Below are 18,379 nucleotides of genomic sequence, written 5' to 3' on the forward strand. Positions count from 1 at the left end.
ACCAGCTGAACTACCAGACCTCAACCCTTCTCCTCAGAAGGTGTGCAAATATAGCGTTTGTTTACGTATCTGCAAAGATTTTTTGAAAAAAAACTAATCTACTTGACCGTCTTTCATCTTCTCTGCATTCTCCGCAAACTGCAATGCATCGATAATACCTTGAATATCACCGTCCATAATTGCCGGTAAGTTGTACATCGTCATTCCAATACGGTGCTCCGTTACGCGACCTTGTGGATAGTTATAGGTACGAATTTTTGCCGAACGGTCTCCAGTAGATACCAAAGTTTTTCTTTTTGCAGCGATGTCGCCGTTCTTTTTGTTCAACTCGAGCTCGTAAAGTTTGTTCCGCAACATCTCCATCGCTAACTCACGGTTGGCTAATTGGGAACGTTCTACCTGACAAACCACAACGATACCACTTGGTTTATGCGTCAACTGCACTTTTGTTTCAACCTTGTTGACGTTCTGTCCACCAGCACCACCTGAACGGGATGTCTGTAATTCAATATCACCCGGATTGATCTCAACATCGACATCTTCAGCTTCAGGAAGAACTGCAACAGATGCTGCAGAAGTATGTACACGACCCTGTGTCTCCGTATCCGGAACGCGTTGTACACGATGTACACCTGATTCGTATTTCAATTGTCCGTAAACGTCTTCACCGATGACTTTTAAGATCACCTCCTTATAACCGCCAGAAGTTCCTTCGGTAACGTCCATTACTTCGTTGCGCCAGCCTTTGGTTTCGAAATAACGTGTGTACATGCGGTAAAGGTCGCCAGCGAATAAGGCTGCTTCATCACCACCTGATCCACCACGAATTTCGATAATGGCATTTTTCGCATCTTCAGGATCCTTAGGAATCAACATTAAGCGAATTTCTTCTTCTTTTTCTTCTTTTGCTACGTATAAAAGATCCAATTCCTCTTTAGCCATCTCACGAAGTTCTTGATCCTTCTCGTTCATGATGATGTCCTTATTGGTATCAATATTACTCACCATATTTTTGTAAATATGGTACTGATCCACGATTTTGCCCAAATCTTTGTACTCTTTATTCAATTTGGCAAAACGTTTCATATCTTGCATGGTATCAGGGTTGCTCAATTCAGCTTCCACTTCTTCCCATCTTTCTTTTATCGCTTGTAATTTATCTAACATATATCAAAAATGCTTCTTCTAGGAATGTATGACCTAGATTACTATTGAGTGTACAAAAGTAAGGAAATTTTGTTGCTTTTAAACAACCTAGCCTGCTATTAATGAGAGGAAACTGCTTTTAGTCCCACGATGGAAGCAATCAGCGTGAAAATAAAGAATATGCGCCAAAAATCTGCAGGCTCCTTAAAGAAGATGATCCCCATTAAAACTGTGCCTACTGCACCTATTCCGGTCCAAACAGCATAAGCTGTGCCTAAGGGAAGTGTCTGTGTAGCTTTGATCAATAAGCCCATACTTGCAAATAAGAATACGACAAACGCACCGTACCAGAGCCATTGTGCATTTCCGGTTGCATCTTTGGCTTTACCTAAGCAGGTCGTAAAGCCGATTTCACATAATCCACCCAATATTAAAAATACCCAGTTCATATCTTTTTTGATTTTTTGTTTCGATACAAAGATCCGGCTTTAGGGCGATAATAATTTTTACAAATGTTAAAAATTTGTGTGAATATTTGCGCGAATCCGGCTTAGGGTAACCTGACTGACACCGAGATAGGAGGCGATGTAACCAAGTTTGATCCGTTGAATATATTGAGGGTATTTTTGAAGTAACTCGGCATAGCGCTCTTGGGCAGTATTAAAGAGCTTGGACATGGTTCGTTGCTCGGCCTTGATAAATTCAAGTTCAGCCATCTTTCTTCCCCAGTTGGCAATGGCAATATCACTTTCGTAGAGATCAAAAAGTTGCTTTTGGTCTATCTGATAAACAACACTGTCCTCCAACAGGTCTATATTTTCATAACCTGGGGTATCATGGACATAACTATTCATGGATATGAGCGTTCCACCGGGTGAAACGAAATCCAGGGTAATCTGACGGTTGGCCGTCTCGTAGTAAACGCGGGCTAATCCGGAAGCCAGAAAATAGAGATTTTTTTGAATTTTGTCCTGTTCGATCAGCAGGCTATTTCTTTTCGCTGTGATTTTCGTACTGACCTGCTCCAATTTTGCAGCACTTTCAGGCGTTAGAAAGTGGTAACCGTTCAGACAATCGGATAAAGAAATTAGGATTTGCTCGCCCATTTTTCCAAACGTAAAGTTTCACCATCCCATACTGCATAGGTATGGTAATTGATCCATTCCCCTAAATTTAGAATACGGCTATTGGAGTTGAGTTCAACATCATAGGGAAGATGTCTATGGCCAAAGATATAATAGTCGTGATGTTGGGTCGACTCCAGCTCCTTTGCATAGCCAATCAGCCATTCTTTGTCTTCACCCAAAAACTTTTCGTCCTCATTATTCGAAAGCCTACTATGTTTGGACCAGCGTGTCGCGATTCCGATTCCAAAATTTGGGTGCAACCGCGCAAATAACCATTGGCAGAGACGGCTCCGAAATACTTTCTTGAGTACCTTGTATTTGTAATCACCCGAACCTAATCCATCGCCGTGGTGAATATAAAAGTGTTTTCCGTTGAGTTTTAATTCCAGCTCATTGTCGATGATCTGAACATTTAATTCCTTTTTGAGGTAGTCAAACATCCACATATCGTGGTTTCCTTTAAATAAAGTAATGGGAATGCCGAGATCCGAAATTTCGGCTAATTTACCCAAAAAGCGGATATAGCCTTTCGGGACAACCGTGGCATATTCAAACCAGAAATCAAAAATATCACCAACAAGATAGAGCTGTGCAGCATCTGTTTTGATCTGGTCCAGCCACTGTATAATTTGCAGCTCCCTTTCCCGTGAACGTTCCAAGGGGTAAGATCCAAGATGAAAGTCGGAGGCAAAATAAATTTTTGTTCTTGTTGACATGTGGCCAAAACTAAAAAAAATGGCGGCGAATACAAAATTCGCCGCCACAATATAATTTGCTATGATTTCGATAATTCGGTGATGAGCGCCTTTAGATATTCCGTGGCATCGGGGTCAATGCGCTTCAAAGACTGCTGAAGTTGATCGGGATAAGCACTTTTTATCGCCATGATTGAACTTGCGATAACCATATAAGATTTGTCATTTACAGCGTTCAGAATTAGACTTTTGTATTTTTTATCTTTTGTCTGTGCGAGCTTTTGAATCGCAGAGGCGCGGATGACAGAGGCTTCGGATTTCTCCGCAAGTGTCAAGATTGTTTTTTCTGTTGATTTGCGAACCGTGGGATTGCTTAAATCGAGCCCTTGAATTGCTGTTGCAGCAAGATCCGCATCGGTATCCGCCAATGCTTTTGTTAAGATTTGCTGGCTGATGGTATTTGTCGGATTTTTTGAGGCGTATGCAATCGCACCGACGCGGTTAGCAAATGAAGGTGCATGCTCATATTGATACAGATAGTCGGCATCTGACTTATCGATTTGAATTTGACCAACGAGTGTTTTTTCGGGATCGACATCAATAAATTCAACAGCAGCAGGTAAAGGAATCATAAATTGGGCATTCCGCTTGTTGAGTTGAAAGGTCTGTCTGATCTTCCCATTTTTCGTATAGATATCGACGGCTAAGGGAAGCTGGAATGTCTGCACGGTTGAATCTTGAATTTGGGCTACATTCAGGATGATACTGTTCTCTCCGTTTCTTGTCGTGATTTTCAAAATTGGATGCCCACCTTGGTAATACCATTGATTGAAGTACGGAGCCCAGTCTTTTCCGGTCACCTCTTCCATCGCTAGACGGAGCTGTTGCGGTTCGCCGGTTTTAAAGGAATTGTCTGTCAAATATTTTTTCAGCGATTGATAGAACGCTTCATCACCCATTTGTTCTTTTAAAGCATAGAGAATCAATGAACCTTTTGCATAGCTGATATTATCAAACATATCTTCTTTATCATGATAATAATAACGGGCTAAAGTCGGACTTTTTCCATTTTTTGTCGATTTGAGATAAGACTGGAGTTTTTCAAATCTAGATTTATCGCCACGATCTTTACCACCATCGTGCTCACGCCAGATAACCTCGCCGAAAGTAGCGAAAGATTCATTCATGGTCAAATTGGACCAAGATTCTGCTGTTACCAAATCGCCAAACCACTGGTGAAACAGTTCATGGGCAATCGTTCCCTCCTGATTATCGTCCAACAATTCGCGTTTTGTCTTTTGTACATGTTCGCCATGTAGGGTTGCACTTGTATTTTCCATGGCGCCTGAGACATAATCGCGACAGACAATCTGTGCATACTTATTCCAAGGGTAAGGAACGTCTAGAGTCTTGCTGTAAAAATCCATCATGGCCGGTGTCTTTCCGAAGATATCTTTGGCATAGGGTGCATATTTCGGTTCAAGGTAGTAGTCAACGGGGATATTGTTGTACTTGTCCTGATAGATTTTAAAATCACCAACGGCCATCATAAATAGATATGGGGCATGTGGTAAATCCATTTTCCAGGTATCTGTACGTGTGCCATCACTATTTTTCTGTTGATTGCTCAATGCACCGTTCGATAAACTGACGTAATTGTCAAGAACGGTCATGGAGATTTCAGCCGTCGTCTTTTGGTTGGGGCGATCAATTGTCGGGAACCAGGCTGATGATGCTTCAGTCTCGCCCTGTGTCCATATTTGACGAGGTTTGTTGGGTGTGCGTTCATCTGGATTGATAAAATAAAGCCCCTTAGCATCGTTGATTGCTGCACTGCCCCGCGCCTTCAATAAATTGGGCTTTGCGGTATAATCGAGGTATACTGTATATTGCTCCTTTGCAAGGTAATTCCGGTCGAGCTTAATCAGTAGAGAGTGATCATCATAGGTATATTTCAAGGGAATCATTTGTGTGCCATTGACCAAAGATACCTGTTTAATATCCATGCCTTTTGCGTCAAGGCGGAGGGAGTCTGTTGGGTAGAAATAGGGTTGTAAAGTGACCCATTCTTTGCCATTCAGAAATTGGTTTGTATAGTCAAAACGTACATCGAGTTTGGTGTGGACAAGATCATTGATCTTGGTAGGGGTGGCTCGATATTGCTGATCTATAGGTAATTGTTGTGCTTCGCTTATTCCGATTTGAAGAATGGAAATCGACAAAGAAAGGTATATGACTTTTTTAAACATGGTTATAGTATTTTCAAGATTTAAATAAATCTAAAGAAATTTCGGTTGTGATAAAAATATACGCTGCAGAAATGTATCTAACGCTACTATGAGCGGCCCATGTTTTGTTTATTTATTCGCTTTGATTTAGGTAGTTTGGATGCTAACGTAAAGGACAAGCGGGAAGTGATGAATCTAGGCTTTTTAGTTATTATTCGAGGAAGAGAAAAAACTGCCTGAGGTAGGTAAGAGGTCGATAAATTTGTTTATATTCAACTCAAATTGAATTTTCAAATGCTAAGTGAATAAAACTTAGATTGGTTGAAACAAGTATAAGGTTTTATGATAAATAAGAATTTTGGTCTTATCCTAATGATGATAGGTATGGCAGGTACAGAGACGACTGGTTATGGACAACAGTTGACATATCCGACGACAAATAAAGGAACCGTCGTGGATGAATTTTGGGGTGAAAAGATAGCCGATCCTTACCGCTGGTTGGAAGATGATCGTTCAGCTGAAACAAAAAGCTGGGTACAGGCAGAGAATAAAGTGACTTTTGACTACTTGAATGCTATTCCATTCCGTACAAAATTAAAAGATCAATTAACCGAAATATGGAATTATGAAAAAATAGGAACCCCGTTTAAGGAAGGCGAGTACACTTATTTTTTTAAGAATAATGGCTTGCAGCAACATGCTGTCCTCTACCGTAAACTGGGGGAGGGAGGAGCAGAAGAAGTTTTCTTGGACCCAAATACGTTCTCGAAAGATGGGTCGACTTCATTGGCCGATGTTTCGTTTTCAAAGGATGGGAGTTTAGTCGCCTATTCTATTTCTGAAGGGGGATCGGACTGGCGGAAAGTCATTGTACTGAATGCCAAAGATAAGGCGCCTGTGGGAGAAATATTAGTAGATGTCAAATTCTCTGGTATTGCTTGGAAAGGAAACGATGGTTTTTATTACTCGAGTTACGATAAGCCAAAGGGATCTGAACTTTCTGAAAAAACAGACCAACATAAATTATACTACCATAAACTTAAAACAGCTCAGTCTACAGATAAATTGGTTTTTGGCGGTGCTGCAACACCGAGACGTTATGTCGGTGCTTCATTAACAGACGATCAACGTTACCTGATTATTTCAGCTGCAAATACGACAACAGGAAATGAACTTTATTATCAGGATCTCCAGCAACCGAATAGCAAGATTGTCTGCCTACAAGATCATTTTGATGCCAATACAAGTGTCGTTGACAATATTGGGGATAGTTTCTTATTGGAGACAAACTACAAGGCTGCCAACAACCGTTTGGTAAGAGTGGATTTGAAGAATCCTGCAAAGGAGAACTGGAAAGATGTTATTCCAGAAACTGAAAATGTGCTTTCGATCAGCACCGGAGGTGGTTATCTTTTTGCAAATTATTTGAAAGATGCGGTTTCAGTGGTGATTCAATATGATTATACCGGTAAAAAGATTCGGCAAATAGAATTGCCAGGTGTAGGCACAGCGAGTGGTTTTTCGGGCAAGAAAAAGGAAAAAGAAATTTATTTTGGTTTTTCAAATTACATTACGCCTTCTTCAAGTTATAAGTTTGACGTGAATTCTGGTCAGTCTGCACTTTATATCAAACCTAAGGTGAAGTTTGATTCCGATCAGTATGAATCGAAACAGGTTTTCTACACATCCAAAGATGGTACTAAGGTTCCGATGATTATTACGTACAAAAAGGGGATTGTCTTGAATGGGAAAAACCCGACGATTGTGTATGGTTATGGCGGCTTTAATATCAGCTTGACACCTGCCTTTAGTACTTCCGTTGCGGTGTGGTTGGCAAATGGCGGTGTTTATGCTGTTCCGAATTTACGTGGGGGCGGCGAATATGGTCAGAAATGGCATGATGGCGGCAGACAGTTCAATAAGTTGAATGTGTTTAATGATTTTATTGCCGCCGCACATTATCTTCAGGAGAATGGTTATACATCACCCGAGTACACCGCTTTATCGGGGGGATCCAATGGTGGTTTGCTCGTGGGGGCAACAATGACAATAGATCCCAAAGTAGCCAAGGTCGCACTTCCCGAGGTTGGTGTTTTGGACATGTTGCGTTATCATACCTTCACAGCCGGTGCAGGTTGGTCCTATGATTATGGTACAGTCAATGATAGCAAAGAAATGTTTGACTATCTGAAAGCATATTCTCCGGTGCACAATGTGAAAACTGGAGTTTGTTACCCAGCGACGATGGTCTTTACGGGAGATCATGATGATCGGGTGGTACCGGCGCACTCCTATAAGTTTGCTTCCGAACTACAGGCAAAACAAGCTTGTGATAATCCTGTATTGATTCGTATTGAGACAAAAGCTGGTCACGGTGCGGGAAGGTCAACAGAAGTCCTGATCAATAGTACAGTTGATAAATATGCTTTTGCCCTTTGGAATATGGGTATTAAAGAATTAAAATAAGCGGACAGCAGTCAAAGACTCAACATATTGTCTGTCTTGTTCTCCATAAAAAAGCCGCGATCAATAATTTGATTGCGGCTTTTTTTATTCATTGACTATTCGAATATCTTCTTATTGCCAGGTCTTTTCACCCTTTTTCATTTTTTGTAATGTTGCTACATATTCTTCTTTTTGAGTAGCATCGGTAATGAGTGAGATCGCTTTTTCTTGCGTTTTAATTGCTTTTTCTTTTTCTCCGAGGCGATATAATATGTTTGCAAAAGTGTCTAAATACATGGGTGCATCTTTTTCTTTTTCGTTGGATAATTTGCTCCATTCAGCTGCTGCTTTTAGGCACGCTGGGTCATTGCAGTTTTCAAAAATGGACCACGCCATGTTGTTTAGTTCTGCAGCGGTAATGGTTGAACCATATTTTGCAATGTATTTATTGAAGCTATCTCTTAAACCAGGGTAATTTTTGGTATAACCATAATAACGTGGTTGCATTTCGAGACTTGCTTTCTCTGTATTCACAGTCGGATATTTTTGCGCCAATTCTTTTTCTATGCTCGTAAAATCAACTGTTTCCTTTGCACGAATTTTGGTGTTTACTGCATTACTAACCAACAGTTGGGAGAGGAAGTCATTTGCTTTCACTTTTTCACTAACGACATCAAATTTAGCAGGATTGTCTTTGATTAAATTAAAAGCCTTAGAATCGACAACATTCGCCGCTGAAAGTAATAAACTAACATTCTCCTTTGTAAAGATTTGATCCGTAGACAAGGACGCTAATACGACTCCTTCCGCTTTTGCTTGGGTCTCTTGATCATAAGCTTCTTTGGCAGCTATAGCCATACTTTTGGCGATGTTTACATTTGTTGGGTCGGCATTGAATTTTGCCAATAGTGTTTCATATTGTGTATTTGGATCAAGTGATTTTTGTGTTTTCGCTATAAAATCGTCCGCTTCACCACCACCTACGATACGATGCACAAGGGTACCTTTTGAGTCAAAGATCAGAAAAGTTGGGTAGGCTCTAACTTTATATTCTTTGGCAAAACGATCGGCCTCTTCGTACCATGATTTTACATCTTCATTGTCATTCTTAGTTTTATCCATCTGAATTTTTGCATTGACAAATTTAGCATTGAAAAAATCGCCTACTTTGGCTTGTGGGAAGATGGTACTCGACATATATTTACAGGGGCCACACCAGGTTGTAAAACAGTCTACAAAAATGAATTTGTTTTCTTTAGCCGCTTTTTCTTTAATCTGACTCCAATTGAGCCCATGCTCAAATTTGACCCCTTCGCTCTGCGCAAATAGGAGGGTTGGAATTAGAAATAGCATTAAAATCAATTTTTTCATAATGTTGGTATTTTGGATTTTTAATTTAATCGTTCGTATTGGTCGGGATAGGTTTAGTTTTCCCAAGTTTTTATTCCTTTCATCATTTTGTCCAGTGTTTCTTGATAGATAGGACGATCGTCCTCACTGGCCATTTCGATCGCTTTGTTTTGCCACTTTATGGCTTTTTCTTTTTCTCCTTTCTTATAGAGCAGATTTGCATAGGTATCCAAAAATGCACTGCTTGGATCCTCAAGGATGGATTTCTTGCTCCAGCTTAACGCGGATTCAATACATGCAGTATCACTGCTATTATTAAAAATAGTCCAGGCAAAGGTATTTAATTGGTGTGGGGTAAAATCTTCTGACGAAAGGTAATCATTGATGGTATTCTTCATGGCGACGTAATTCTTCACCTGAAGGTAATAGTGTGCTTTTATTTTCTTGAACATCGGGATGAAATCGATGTCTGGATATTTTGCAGCGAGTTCATTCTGATAACTATCCCAGTTGGGTTCATGTTTGGCATCAATCTTAATCTGAAATAATTCGTTGACGACAACATTAGCCAGGGTGCGGTTGGCAATACCTGGTGACTCTAATAGAATATCGATTTTCTCTTTATTGTTGCGAATAAGATTAAAAGCTTTTGAATTGGTGAATTTGGCAGCTGCCAATAAAATATGGACATTTTCTTTTTTGAATAACTCATCCGTACCCAATGAATTCGCTAAGGTATTTTCTGCCTTTCGTGCAGTATTTTCATCGTAAGCGATATTTGCTGCTTTCAGCATCTGCTTGGCCGTATAAATATCTTGGGGTCTTTTCTCGAATTTTTTTAACAGCGTGTAATACTGTGTTTCGGGATTTAGTCCATCCATCACATGTCCGACAAATTCGGGAGCATCACTTGCACCGACAATCCGGTGTACCGCCTGCCCATCGGGATTAAAGATAAGAAATGTGGGAAAGGATTGAATATTGTATTCATTGGAAATAGCACGCGCATCGGCATACCATTTTTTGACATTGGCATTGTCGGACTCTGTCGAATCCATTTGCACTTTTACACTAATGAAGTTCTGATTGATTGGCTGCCCCACCTGCTCTAGGGGAAAGATCTCATTGCTCATATATTGGCATGGGCCACACCAGGTTGCAAATAGCTCTACGAAGATAAACTTGTTCTCAGCTTGTGCCCGTTCCTTTATCTGCTTCCAACTCAACCCTTCTACAAATTTCACTCCCTTAGTCTGGGCTTGAGCCAAATTCCCGAATAAAATTGTAAGGCATAACGCGATTATACTTCTCATACTCACTCAACAAAAGATTCATAATTATGTTTAAGTTATTAAATTAATCTGAAAACAAAAACACCTCTGAAGTATTAATTTCAGAGGTGTTTTCGTGGACTGATAAATCGCTTATTTGATATTTATCTTCGATTTTAAATCTTTTGTTAGACCGTCTTTATGTAACATCAAAGAAGTTGTTTTATATCGTACAAATTCTTTTGATGCATACAAATAACCATGGTAGTCATTTGTTGTACCCCAAGAGTTTTTAACGATGTAATACTCTTTTCCGTTTTGATCTTTTACAAGACCTACGATATGCATACCGTGGTCATCTGTAGTTTGCCAGTTGTCGAAAGCTTTTTGTCTTTCTTCCGGTGTTACTTTTAACTCTGGTTTAGGACCAACAAACATTGTGGACTTTTCTTGATCTGTCATTTCCTCGAAAGGTTTTTCTGGTACATAAGCTACACCGTTTTTCCAAGAGAAACCTTTTTCTGATACGTCAGTAGCCCAAGCTACCGTATAACCTTTTTGTAAAGCGTTGTCAATAATGTCCGTTAAATCGTTCATCTTAACATTATAGAAACGGTCGAATGACCAGTTGTCTGGAATCAACAATACGAATTGGCTGTAGTATGGATGGTCAGTTACCGAAGCAATACCCACGTAATCATCCGGATTGATACCGATTACCTGATCAGCAAAGGTGCGCGGTGTATAGGATTTACCGTTATAGTCAAATTTCTCAGGTACTTCCCCAAGATAAGAATCCATCGCAGCGGTATAGGCTTTTTCCCAGTTTGGCGTTAACGTTTTACCTTTTACTACTGCTCCTAACATCGCATCCAACATATTGGTCATTTCACCAAAGTTGTTACGTGTAGTACCGTAGTGAAGACCTGTGTAAGCCGATTGCGGCATTGTACCATATTTACGGAAAGAGTTCAACACATCATGGAATTGACCACCTTCACCCAATGACAATCCGCCATGAAGGCGTACATACGTGCGTGCTTTATCTAAATACGTGTTGCGCGCGGTATAGATTTGTGAGATCTCCACTGGTTTTTTACCCATACGGATCATTTCTGACTCCAGGAAAGAGTTACCTGAATAAGACCAACAAGTACCAGATGAACCTTGGTTTTTGATGGATGTGTTACCCAGATTGATAACTTCAGTAAATGTAAATCCAGATTTGCTATTGTCATTTTGATTTGCTTTTAGCGCATTGATCAAATTGTCTTGTGCTTGTACTTGGAATGAAGCTGCGAAAAGTGAAGCCGCTAGTACAATCGTTTTATTCCAATTCATTGTTAGTATTTTGTTAATTTAGTGTGGTGCTAAATTAAATAAATAAAATTTAGTAAGGTAAATTCCTCTGTAAAATAATTGTTCTTAAAAATCTGCTGTTTTTCTGCAATCTTTTGCTGGAGAATAGGATATGCATAAAGCATATATCACATAAAAATGGTCAGAAATTTCTTTCTGACCATGGTGTTCTGTATCGTTTATAATTTCGCGCGGATTACCGGAGTTTCTCGCCGAATAATGACCGTCGGTACGCTTTCAATAGTCGTTTAATCAGTCGGTTCAGCTTTTTTCGGAAAAAGCAGCGAAGCAATGATACTCAATGCAAGTATGCCGACAATAACGATCAAAGAATGTGTTGTTGTAAAACCTACTTCGGCCAACCAATGATGCAGCAGCATCTTTAAACCAATGAAGACCAGCAAAAATGCTAAACCTACTTTGAGGTATTGGAATTTGTGGATGATATTGACCAAAAGGAAGAACATCGACCGCAATCCAAGTATTGCAAAAATATTGGAGAAAAATACAACATAGGGATCTTTGGTAACCGAGAAAATTGCAGGGATAGAATCCACAGCAAAAATCAAATCCGTAAATTCTATGACCAGCAGTACAAGAAATAGCGGTGTCATATATTTCACGCCGTTCTCTACATGGAAGAAGTGTCCACCATCTAATTTGGGGGTTACCTTAAAGTATCGGGAAGCAAATTTAACGACCGGGTGATTCTGTGGATCCACTTCTTCGTCCTGGTTACGGTTGATAAACATTTTGACCCCTGTAAAGACCAAGAAAGCACCAAAAACATAGAGGATCCAGCCGAATTTAGCAATAAGGGTTGCGCCAAGGAAAATAAACAAGAAACGCATAATGATTGCGCCCAAAATTCCCCACACCAAAACTTTATGGTAATAGCGCTCCGGAATGCCAAAAGAAGTAAATAATAATACCATCACAAAGATATTATCTACGGATAGGGCATATTCCACAACGTAACCGGTGATATATTCCAGACCAAGGTTTTTGTTGTAGAGCTCGAGACTCGCCGCTAAATCACCGGGAATGATTTTAATATCGTGGTGGTGTTTGGTAATGATTTCTTGAAGGTGGTCCAAGTCATGGATATTGTGCAATTCAAATCCATAGTGACGGAGAAGCCAATAGAAACCCAAGGAGAATAAGACCCAGATGGCGCTCATGACGCTAGCCATCTTTAGGCTAACAGGTTTGTCGCCTTTGGAGAATAAGCCTAGATCTATTGCTAGCATAAGTGCAATAAAGATGAGGAATCCGCCAAAAAACATTAATTCGTGACTCATTTTATTTTTTTCTTTCTGTTGTATATTTTACCAGTTGCTCCAACCCCGATTTGTATTCACTGTCGGGAAAGTCTTCCAAGATCCGGAAAGCATCTTGTTGGTATTCCAGCATCTTATTTGTAGCGTATTCGAGCCCACCACTCTGGCGGACAAAGTCGATGACTTCAGCCACTTTGTGTGTGTCTTCATTATGGTTTTTAATCAAATTAATGATCCTTCGCTTTTCACTTGAAGTCACTTGATTCAAGGCATAGATTAACGGTAAGGTCATTTTCTTCTCTTTGATGTCATTGCCGAGTGGTTTGCCAACGTCATCTAAACCAAAGTCGAATAAATCGTCCTTGATTTGAAATGCAATTCCGATCTTTTCACCAAATTGATGGAGCTTGTCGATTGTCTCCTGATCTGCATTCGAAGAAGCCGATCCACAGGCACAGCAAGAGGCAATCAGCGAAGCTGTTTTCTTTCGAATGACCTCAAAATAAATAGACTCTTCGATATCCAGTTTACGGGCCTTTTCGATTTGAAGCAATTCACCTTCGCTCATCTGATCAACAGCTTCCGATACAATTTTTAGTAAGTGATAATCCTGATGTTTTACAGAAAGGAGCAGGCCCCTTGACAGCAGAAAATCACCCACCAAAACAGCAATTTTATTTTTCCACAAAGCATTGATGGAAAAAAAACCTCTGCGTTCGTAGGAGTTGTCTACCACATCATCATGTACGAGTGATGCGGTATGCAGCAATTCTACGAGAGCAGCTCCTCTGTAGGTGGATTCATTGATTCCGTTGCATATCCCAGCAGAAAAGAACACAAACATGGGCCGCATTTGTTTGCCTTTACGTTTGATCAGGTATTGTGTAATGCGATCCAACAAGGGGACGGAGCTTTTCATTGAAGCTTTGAATTTTTTTTCAAAAGCCTCAAGTTCATGGGCAATAGGACGTTGGATCTCTCTTAATTTTGACATGAATTGGGGTGAAATACCAAAATAGTTAAAGCTTAAAGATAGTGATTTTGTTACAACTCTTCGACTGCTTTCTCAAGATTTTTGTACCATTCCTCACCATAGGTTCGGATGAGAGGATCCTTTAAAAATTTAAATACAGGGACCTGTAATTCTTTACCAAATGAGCATGCATCTTTACAGATATGCCAACGGTCATAGTGAAGTACGTCGAATTCGGGGTAATGTGTTGTCCTGATAGGATAGAGGTGACACGAAACGGGTTTTCGCCAATGCACCTCGCCAAGTTCGTAAGCTTTTTCGATAGCGCATTTTGTAATGCCATTTTCCCAGGTCACATAGGCACATTCTTTATTCCCATCAACACAAGTGGTCGTTAGATCGCCATCAATATCGACAACATACTTCCCTTGCTCTTCAATCGCTTCAATACCTTTCTCGGTCATATAGGGCTTTACTTTGGGATAAATCTCCTCCAATATAGCCTTTTCACTCTCCAATAAAGGTGCGCCTGAATCGCCTTCAATACAACAAATTCCTTTACATTTTGATAAATTACACACAAAGTCATTGTTGATTAGATCTTCGTGCACCAATACATTTCCTACTTCAATCATTCTAATTATTTTGAGTAGCTTGCTTTCTGTCCCAATTTGTATTTTAATCCACTGGCTTCGAGTAATTCCAGTGTTACCGAACCGATTAGAATATCTACATTGGCTTTGACCGGAATACGGTTGCCATCATTGGTTACCCACAGATAAAGCTTGCTATTTTTTTTAAAGATACGTCCTGGTTTAATCTCAGGACTGAATTTGAGACATTCTAAAGTGCCTAATTCCGTTTTTATTTTTTCTATTCCAATATATTGTATGCCTAAGGTGGCAATCTCATCATTCAAAAAATAAGTCAGCTTAAAAGATTCTCCTGGTTTAACAGTCGACAGATCTAGATTTCGGGCGAAATAATAGGAAGAAAGCAAGTCGAAAGTCTGATCTACCTTCGAATTGAAAGTCCCCTTGTTGCCTACAACACTATTTGTCTCCTGGTTGAAGCGCACCTTATCGTTCCGTCTATATCCTCCTTCACGAATGTTTTCCGTATAGTAATACGGTAAAAATGTCTTGCTATTGATATACGAGTTGTATTCATTTCTCACCGTATATATGGCAAAGGCGCCAGCTGTTTTGCCGGCAGCGTATAGATGAAAGGAAGGGTTTCCGGCTCCATCCTTGGTATCCTCAACGGTTAATGTCCCTGTTGCGGCTGAAATAAAGCCATAACGGAGTTTATATTTTAATTTCTCGCCACCTTTAAATGCCGATTCTTTTAAATGCGGTAAATCTTGAGCGAAAGCAGTACTTACGATAACGGATAAGTAAAGGAGCAAAGTCGATATAAGTTTCATGTACGTAAGTTTACGAAATTTGTTTGAAAAAGAAATGTTAATTTCATTCAAATAAATTTAACTTTTGAAGTTAATGAGACCTTCATGGACGATGACATATACTTATGTTGAGCTGAGTTATTTAGGCTGTGTCCGCTTAAATACGGGGACCGTAGAACAGGGTTCACCATACATAATACTCTTTGCTACCTTACTCAATTTTACCGTAAACTGCACAAAGGTAGACTCCGGAATAAAAATATCACCACAACCTTTCACAACCACACGTTGATCTCGAAATTGTTCCATGTCAATCTGTTCGATTGCCGCAGCATACTGCATACGCAACAACTCTTCTGAGTCGCCAAAAATAACTGTCTTCGCATAGGGTTCCAATTTGTTGGCTAATAACATATAAGCCCAGGTCGGAACAATAGCATCGGCAGTACACGTAATTGCGACATGTTTACCTTCGTATTGCGACCAGTCGTGTGTCTTAATGAATTCTCGGAAATCCTTTTCTTTAAGAATCAAGCCATGGAAGAGATTATCCTTAATATCATAGACTACATTGTCTGCTTTAGGATGGTAGTTGGCCAGGTCAACTGTGACTAACCCACTTTGCGCAACTTTGTTGACAATATCTGTTTGAATATCCATATTTACATCAAAAAAAAAGCCGGACGATAATTCGTCCGGCTACAAATTTACTTAAAAATCTTTTAAAAGAATTTCACTCTATTGTCAATGATTTCAGCTTTGTCTTGTAAAGCGCGGAAAATAGATCCCCAAGCGCGTTGTGCTTTAGCTGCAAGCATTTGTTTCTTTTGTCCGTTGATATCCGAAATCGCGGCAGGATTGGTAAAACCATTTACTTGTACAACATATACACCGGTATTGCCTTCAATCGCTTTGGAAGGTTTGTTTGGCTGTAGCCCAAAAACAGTACCAACCACTTTGTTTTCTAATGCAACACCAGGAATAACTGGATTTGCGAAGACAACATTTTCAACGTGAATAGCTGCTTTACCAACTTTTTGTGCTACTTGATCAATAGAAGATGTACCTGCTAAAGCCTTGTCAAATTTATCTTTCAAGATTCTAGCTTTAACCATATTTCTTACTGCAGGTTCGATATCTTTCTTAACAGCATCCAAGGAAAGAGTTCCTTTAGGCTGTATGTCGACCAAGTTTGCTAAGATATAAGAGGTTTCAGTTTCGAAAACTTTATCTGAAATATCGCCTTTTTTAGCTTCGAAAGCCCATTTGATTAAATCACGTGGAGCTTCGGCGCCATCTAATACATTGTCCATCGCTGTTACTCGTGAGGCTGTTTTTGCTTCCAGACCAAGTTTTTTCGCTTCTTGAGCAAAGTTCTGTGCTGTAGCTGCAGATAAGAATGCTGTTGCTTTGCTATGTGCATTGTTCAACGTTTCTTTTCCGCTGTTGATCACTTTGTCAATGATAGCAACTTTTGCATATTTTGAACTTCCTGATTGTTTTTCAATTTTAATGACATGGACACCATATTGTGATTTTACAACTTTGATATCGCCTGTTTTACTTTCGAAGATGGCTGTCTCAAGATCTGGAGCCATACGGCCTCTTGTTAAAGTACCCAGCTCGCCACCGTTGGTTTTGCTCTCTGGATCTTTGCTGAATTGAACCGCCAATGCCGCAAAATTGTCTCCTTTTTGAATCAATCCTTTGATCGAATCTGCTTTCGCCAATGCTTTATCCATTCCACCTTCGGCAGCAGGATCCAATAGTATGTGTGATGCTTTCACAGAGTCAGGGCTTACGATCGTCGAAACAACTTTTGCAATTTCATACGCATTGTTGTTTAAGAAAGGTCCCACAGTTGTTCCGGCCGCAACATTGAAGACAACGGAATCCAATGAAGGACTCAACTGTCCTTTTTTCACATAAGTAAACGGAAATTTGTTGTCTGAATTGATCGAAGCAAATAAAGAGTCATCTTTAGCAACGATTAAATCTTGTTTCAATTTATTGATCGTCTCTTTTACGGCCAATGAATCTTTTGCAAGAGGTTTTGCATCCACCATTACGTATTGGATCGCACGTGTTTCCTCTTGTGTTTTGAACATACTTTTATGCTCATTATAATATTCTTGGTAATCTGCATCAGTCAATTTGGCATCAGCATCCTTAACAGAAGCGTAATCCAAAAGAATGTATTTGAAGTCTGCTAGTTTATTACGCTCTTGGTATTCTTCGTTTGCTTCCAAAGAAGTAACATATACGCTATTAGAAAGCAATTCGCCATATTTGCTGCTTAAACGCTCATCTCTAACGCCTTTCAGTAGTTCCTCCCATTGTTCAGCCACTTGTTGGTTACCTGATGTGTTCATTTGGGTGATAAAAGCACGCAGTTGACTCGGGTCAAATTGTCCTGTTTGTGGGTTGGTAAACGCTTGAACGATTTGAGGTGAAGGGTTGTTACCTTGCACTAAATCATTTAATTCGTCTTTACCGACAGTCAAACCGATTTTTTCAATTTCCTTTTTCAAGATTTCTCTTGATAAAAATTGATTCCATACTTGTTGAACAGCGTAGGTCCGCATTTGAGGGGTCACTGCACCGCCCATTTGTTGTTTGAACATTTCCTCTGTTTGTTCAACTTGCTTACTGAACTCAGGATATTCAATTTCAGTTCCGTTGACTTCCCCTACACGATTTTGATGTCTCGCCCAAAAAGGAGCTCCCCCTCGAACGACATCGCCTAGTAAAAATGCTAAAATTGCGATAGCCATAGCTGCGGTCAAGATGACACCAGCTTTGTTACGCAAAAAGCCCATTAATCCCATAGTCTGCTTATTGTGTTTATATTGTGTAAATACTTGTATTTCGTTAATTTATGCATAGCATAGCAAAATGCGGTGCAAGATACAATTTTTATAAAAAAAAACGGAATATTTTCCTGAATGTAACAAAACAAATTTGAAAACTATTTGTATAAAGTGGAGTTTTTTGTGCTCTTTTAGTTCAAATGATTCGTTTTGAACAACTTAATCGTATAAATAAACTGCCTGGAGGTATTGTCTCGGATCTATACCTGCTGTTAAGCTAAACCTGAATC

Annotated in this window: 15 protein-coding genes; 1 reads left to right on the plus strand and 14 read right to left on the minus strand. The window is 39.8% G+C overall.

Going from position 1 to position 18,379, the window contains the following annotated elements; all coding sequences use genetic code 11:
* Positions 1-93: 93 nt before the first annotated feature.
* From prfA to B3P16_RS14805, 5 genes are all read right to left on the minus strand, one after another.
* The gene (gene prfA, locus B3P16_RS14785) at positions 94-1,167 is read right to left on the minus strand and encodes a peptide chain release factor 1 (protein WP_070563288.1); all 1,074 of its coding nucleotides are present in this window, start codon (positions 1,165-1,167) and stop codon (positions 94-96) included.
* Positions 1,168-1,265: 98 nt separating this feature from the next.
* A complete protein-coding gene (locus B3P16_RS14790; protein ID WP_070563291.1) occupies positions 1,266-1,595 on the minus strand; it encodes a DMT family transporter in 330 nt (109 codons plus the stop codon).
* 66 nt (positions 1,596-1,661) lie between these two features.
* A complete protein-coding gene (locus B3P16_RS14795) occupies positions 1,662-2,252 on the minus strand; it encodes a Crp/Fnr family transcriptional regulator (protein ID WP_286843418.1) in 591 nt (196 codons plus the stop codon).
* A complete protein-coding gene (locus B3P16_RS14800; RefSeq protein WP_070563293.1) occupies positions 2,234-2,989 on the minus strand; it encodes a UDP-2,3-diacylglucosamine diphosphatase in 756 nt (251 codons plus the stop codon). The genes B3P16_RS14795 and B3P16_RS14800 overlap by 19 nt, the downstream gene beginning before the upstream one ends.
* Before the next feature lie 59 nt (positions 2,990-3,048).
* Positions 3,049-5,217 carry a M1 family aminopeptidase gene (locus B3P16_RS14805; protein ID WP_286843419.1) on the minus strand — a complete coding sequence of 723 codons (2,169 nt, stop codon included), beginning with the start codon at positions 5,215-5,217 and terminating at the stop codon, positions 3,049-3,051.
* Positions 5,218-5,538: 321 nt separating this feature from the next.
* On the opposite strand from B3P16_RS14805, the gene B3P16_RS14810 reads away from it, so the two are divergent.
* Positions 5,539-7,662 (plus strand): prolyl oligopeptidase family serine peptidase, encoded by a 2,124-nt coding sequence (locus tag B3P16_RS14810; protein WP_286843420.1) that lies wholly within the window; start codon positions 5,539-5,541, stop codon positions 7,660-7,662.
* Positions 7,663-7,773: 111 nt separating this feature from the next.
* Here B3P16_RS14810 and B3P16_RS14815 read toward each other — a convergent pair whose 3' ends face one another.
* The 9 genes from B3P16_RS14815 to B3P16_RS14855 form a co-directional block, all read right to left on the minus strand.
* Entirely contained in the window at positions 7,774-9,012 is a 1,239-nt protein-coding gene (locus tag B3P16_RS14815; protein ID WP_286767610.1) for a thioredoxin family protein, read from the minus strand.
* Positions 9,013-9,065: 53 nt separating this feature from the next.
* On the minus strand, positions 9,066-10,304 hold the full coding sequence (locus B3P16_RS14820) for a thioredoxin family protein (RefSeq protein ID WP_070563305.1): 1,239 nt from the start codon (positions 10,302-10,304) through the stop codon (positions 9,066-9,068).
* Positions 10,305-10,415: 111 nt separating this feature from the next.
* A complete protein-coding gene (locus B3P16_RS14825; RefSeq protein WP_286752243.1) occupies positions 10,416-11,603 on the minus strand; it encodes an aminopeptidase C in 1,188 nt (395 codons plus the stop codon).
* A gap of 266 nt (positions 11,604-11,869) precedes the next feature.
* Positions 11,870-12,922: a TerC family protein gene (locus B3P16_RS14830; RefSeq protein ID WP_286752244.1), complete on the minus strand. Its 1,053-nt coding sequence runs from the start codon at positions 12,920-12,922 to the stop codon at positions 11,870-11,872.
* A 1-nt stretch (position 12,923) separates the two neighbouring features.
* The gene (locus tag B3P16_RS14835) at positions 12,924-13,895 is read right to left on the minus strand and encodes a polyprenyl synthetase family protein (protein WP_070563314.1); all 972 of its coding nucleotides are present in this window, start codon (positions 13,893-13,895) and stop codon (positions 12,924-12,926) included.
* A 50-nt stretch (positions 13,896-13,945) separates the two neighbouring features.
* Positions 13,946-14,509: a DUF3109 family protein gene (locus tag B3P16_RS14840; protein WP_070563316.1), complete on the minus strand. Its 564-nt coding sequence runs from the start codon at positions 14,507-14,509 to the stop codon at positions 13,946-13,948.
* A 5-nt stretch (positions 14,510-14,514) separates the two neighbouring features.
* On the minus strand, positions 14,515-15,300 hold the full coding sequence (locus B3P16_RS14845) for a DUF3108 domain-containing protein (protein ID WP_070563318.1): 786 nt from the start codon (positions 15,298-15,300) through the stop codon (positions 14,515-14,517).
* A gap of 117 nt (positions 15,301-15,417) precedes the next feature.
* A complete protein-coding gene (locus B3P16_RS14850) occupies positions 15,418-15,939 on the minus strand; it encodes a DUF2480 family protein (protein WP_286767611.1) in 522 nt (173 codons plus the stop codon).
* Between the two features lie 62 nt (positions 15,940-16,001).
* Entirely contained in the window at positions 16,002-18,107 is a 2,106-nt protein-coding gene (locus B3P16_RS14855) for a peptidylprolyl isomerase (protein WP_070563322.1), read from the minus strand.
* Positions 18,108-18,379 lie beyond the last annotated feature (272 nt).

The sequence above is a fragment of the Sphingobacterium sp. UBA7631 genome, assembly GCF_002483935.1.
GTDB lineage: Bacteria > Bacteroidota > Bacteroidia > Sphingobacteriales > Sphingobacteriaceae > Sphingobacterium > Sphingobacterium multivorum.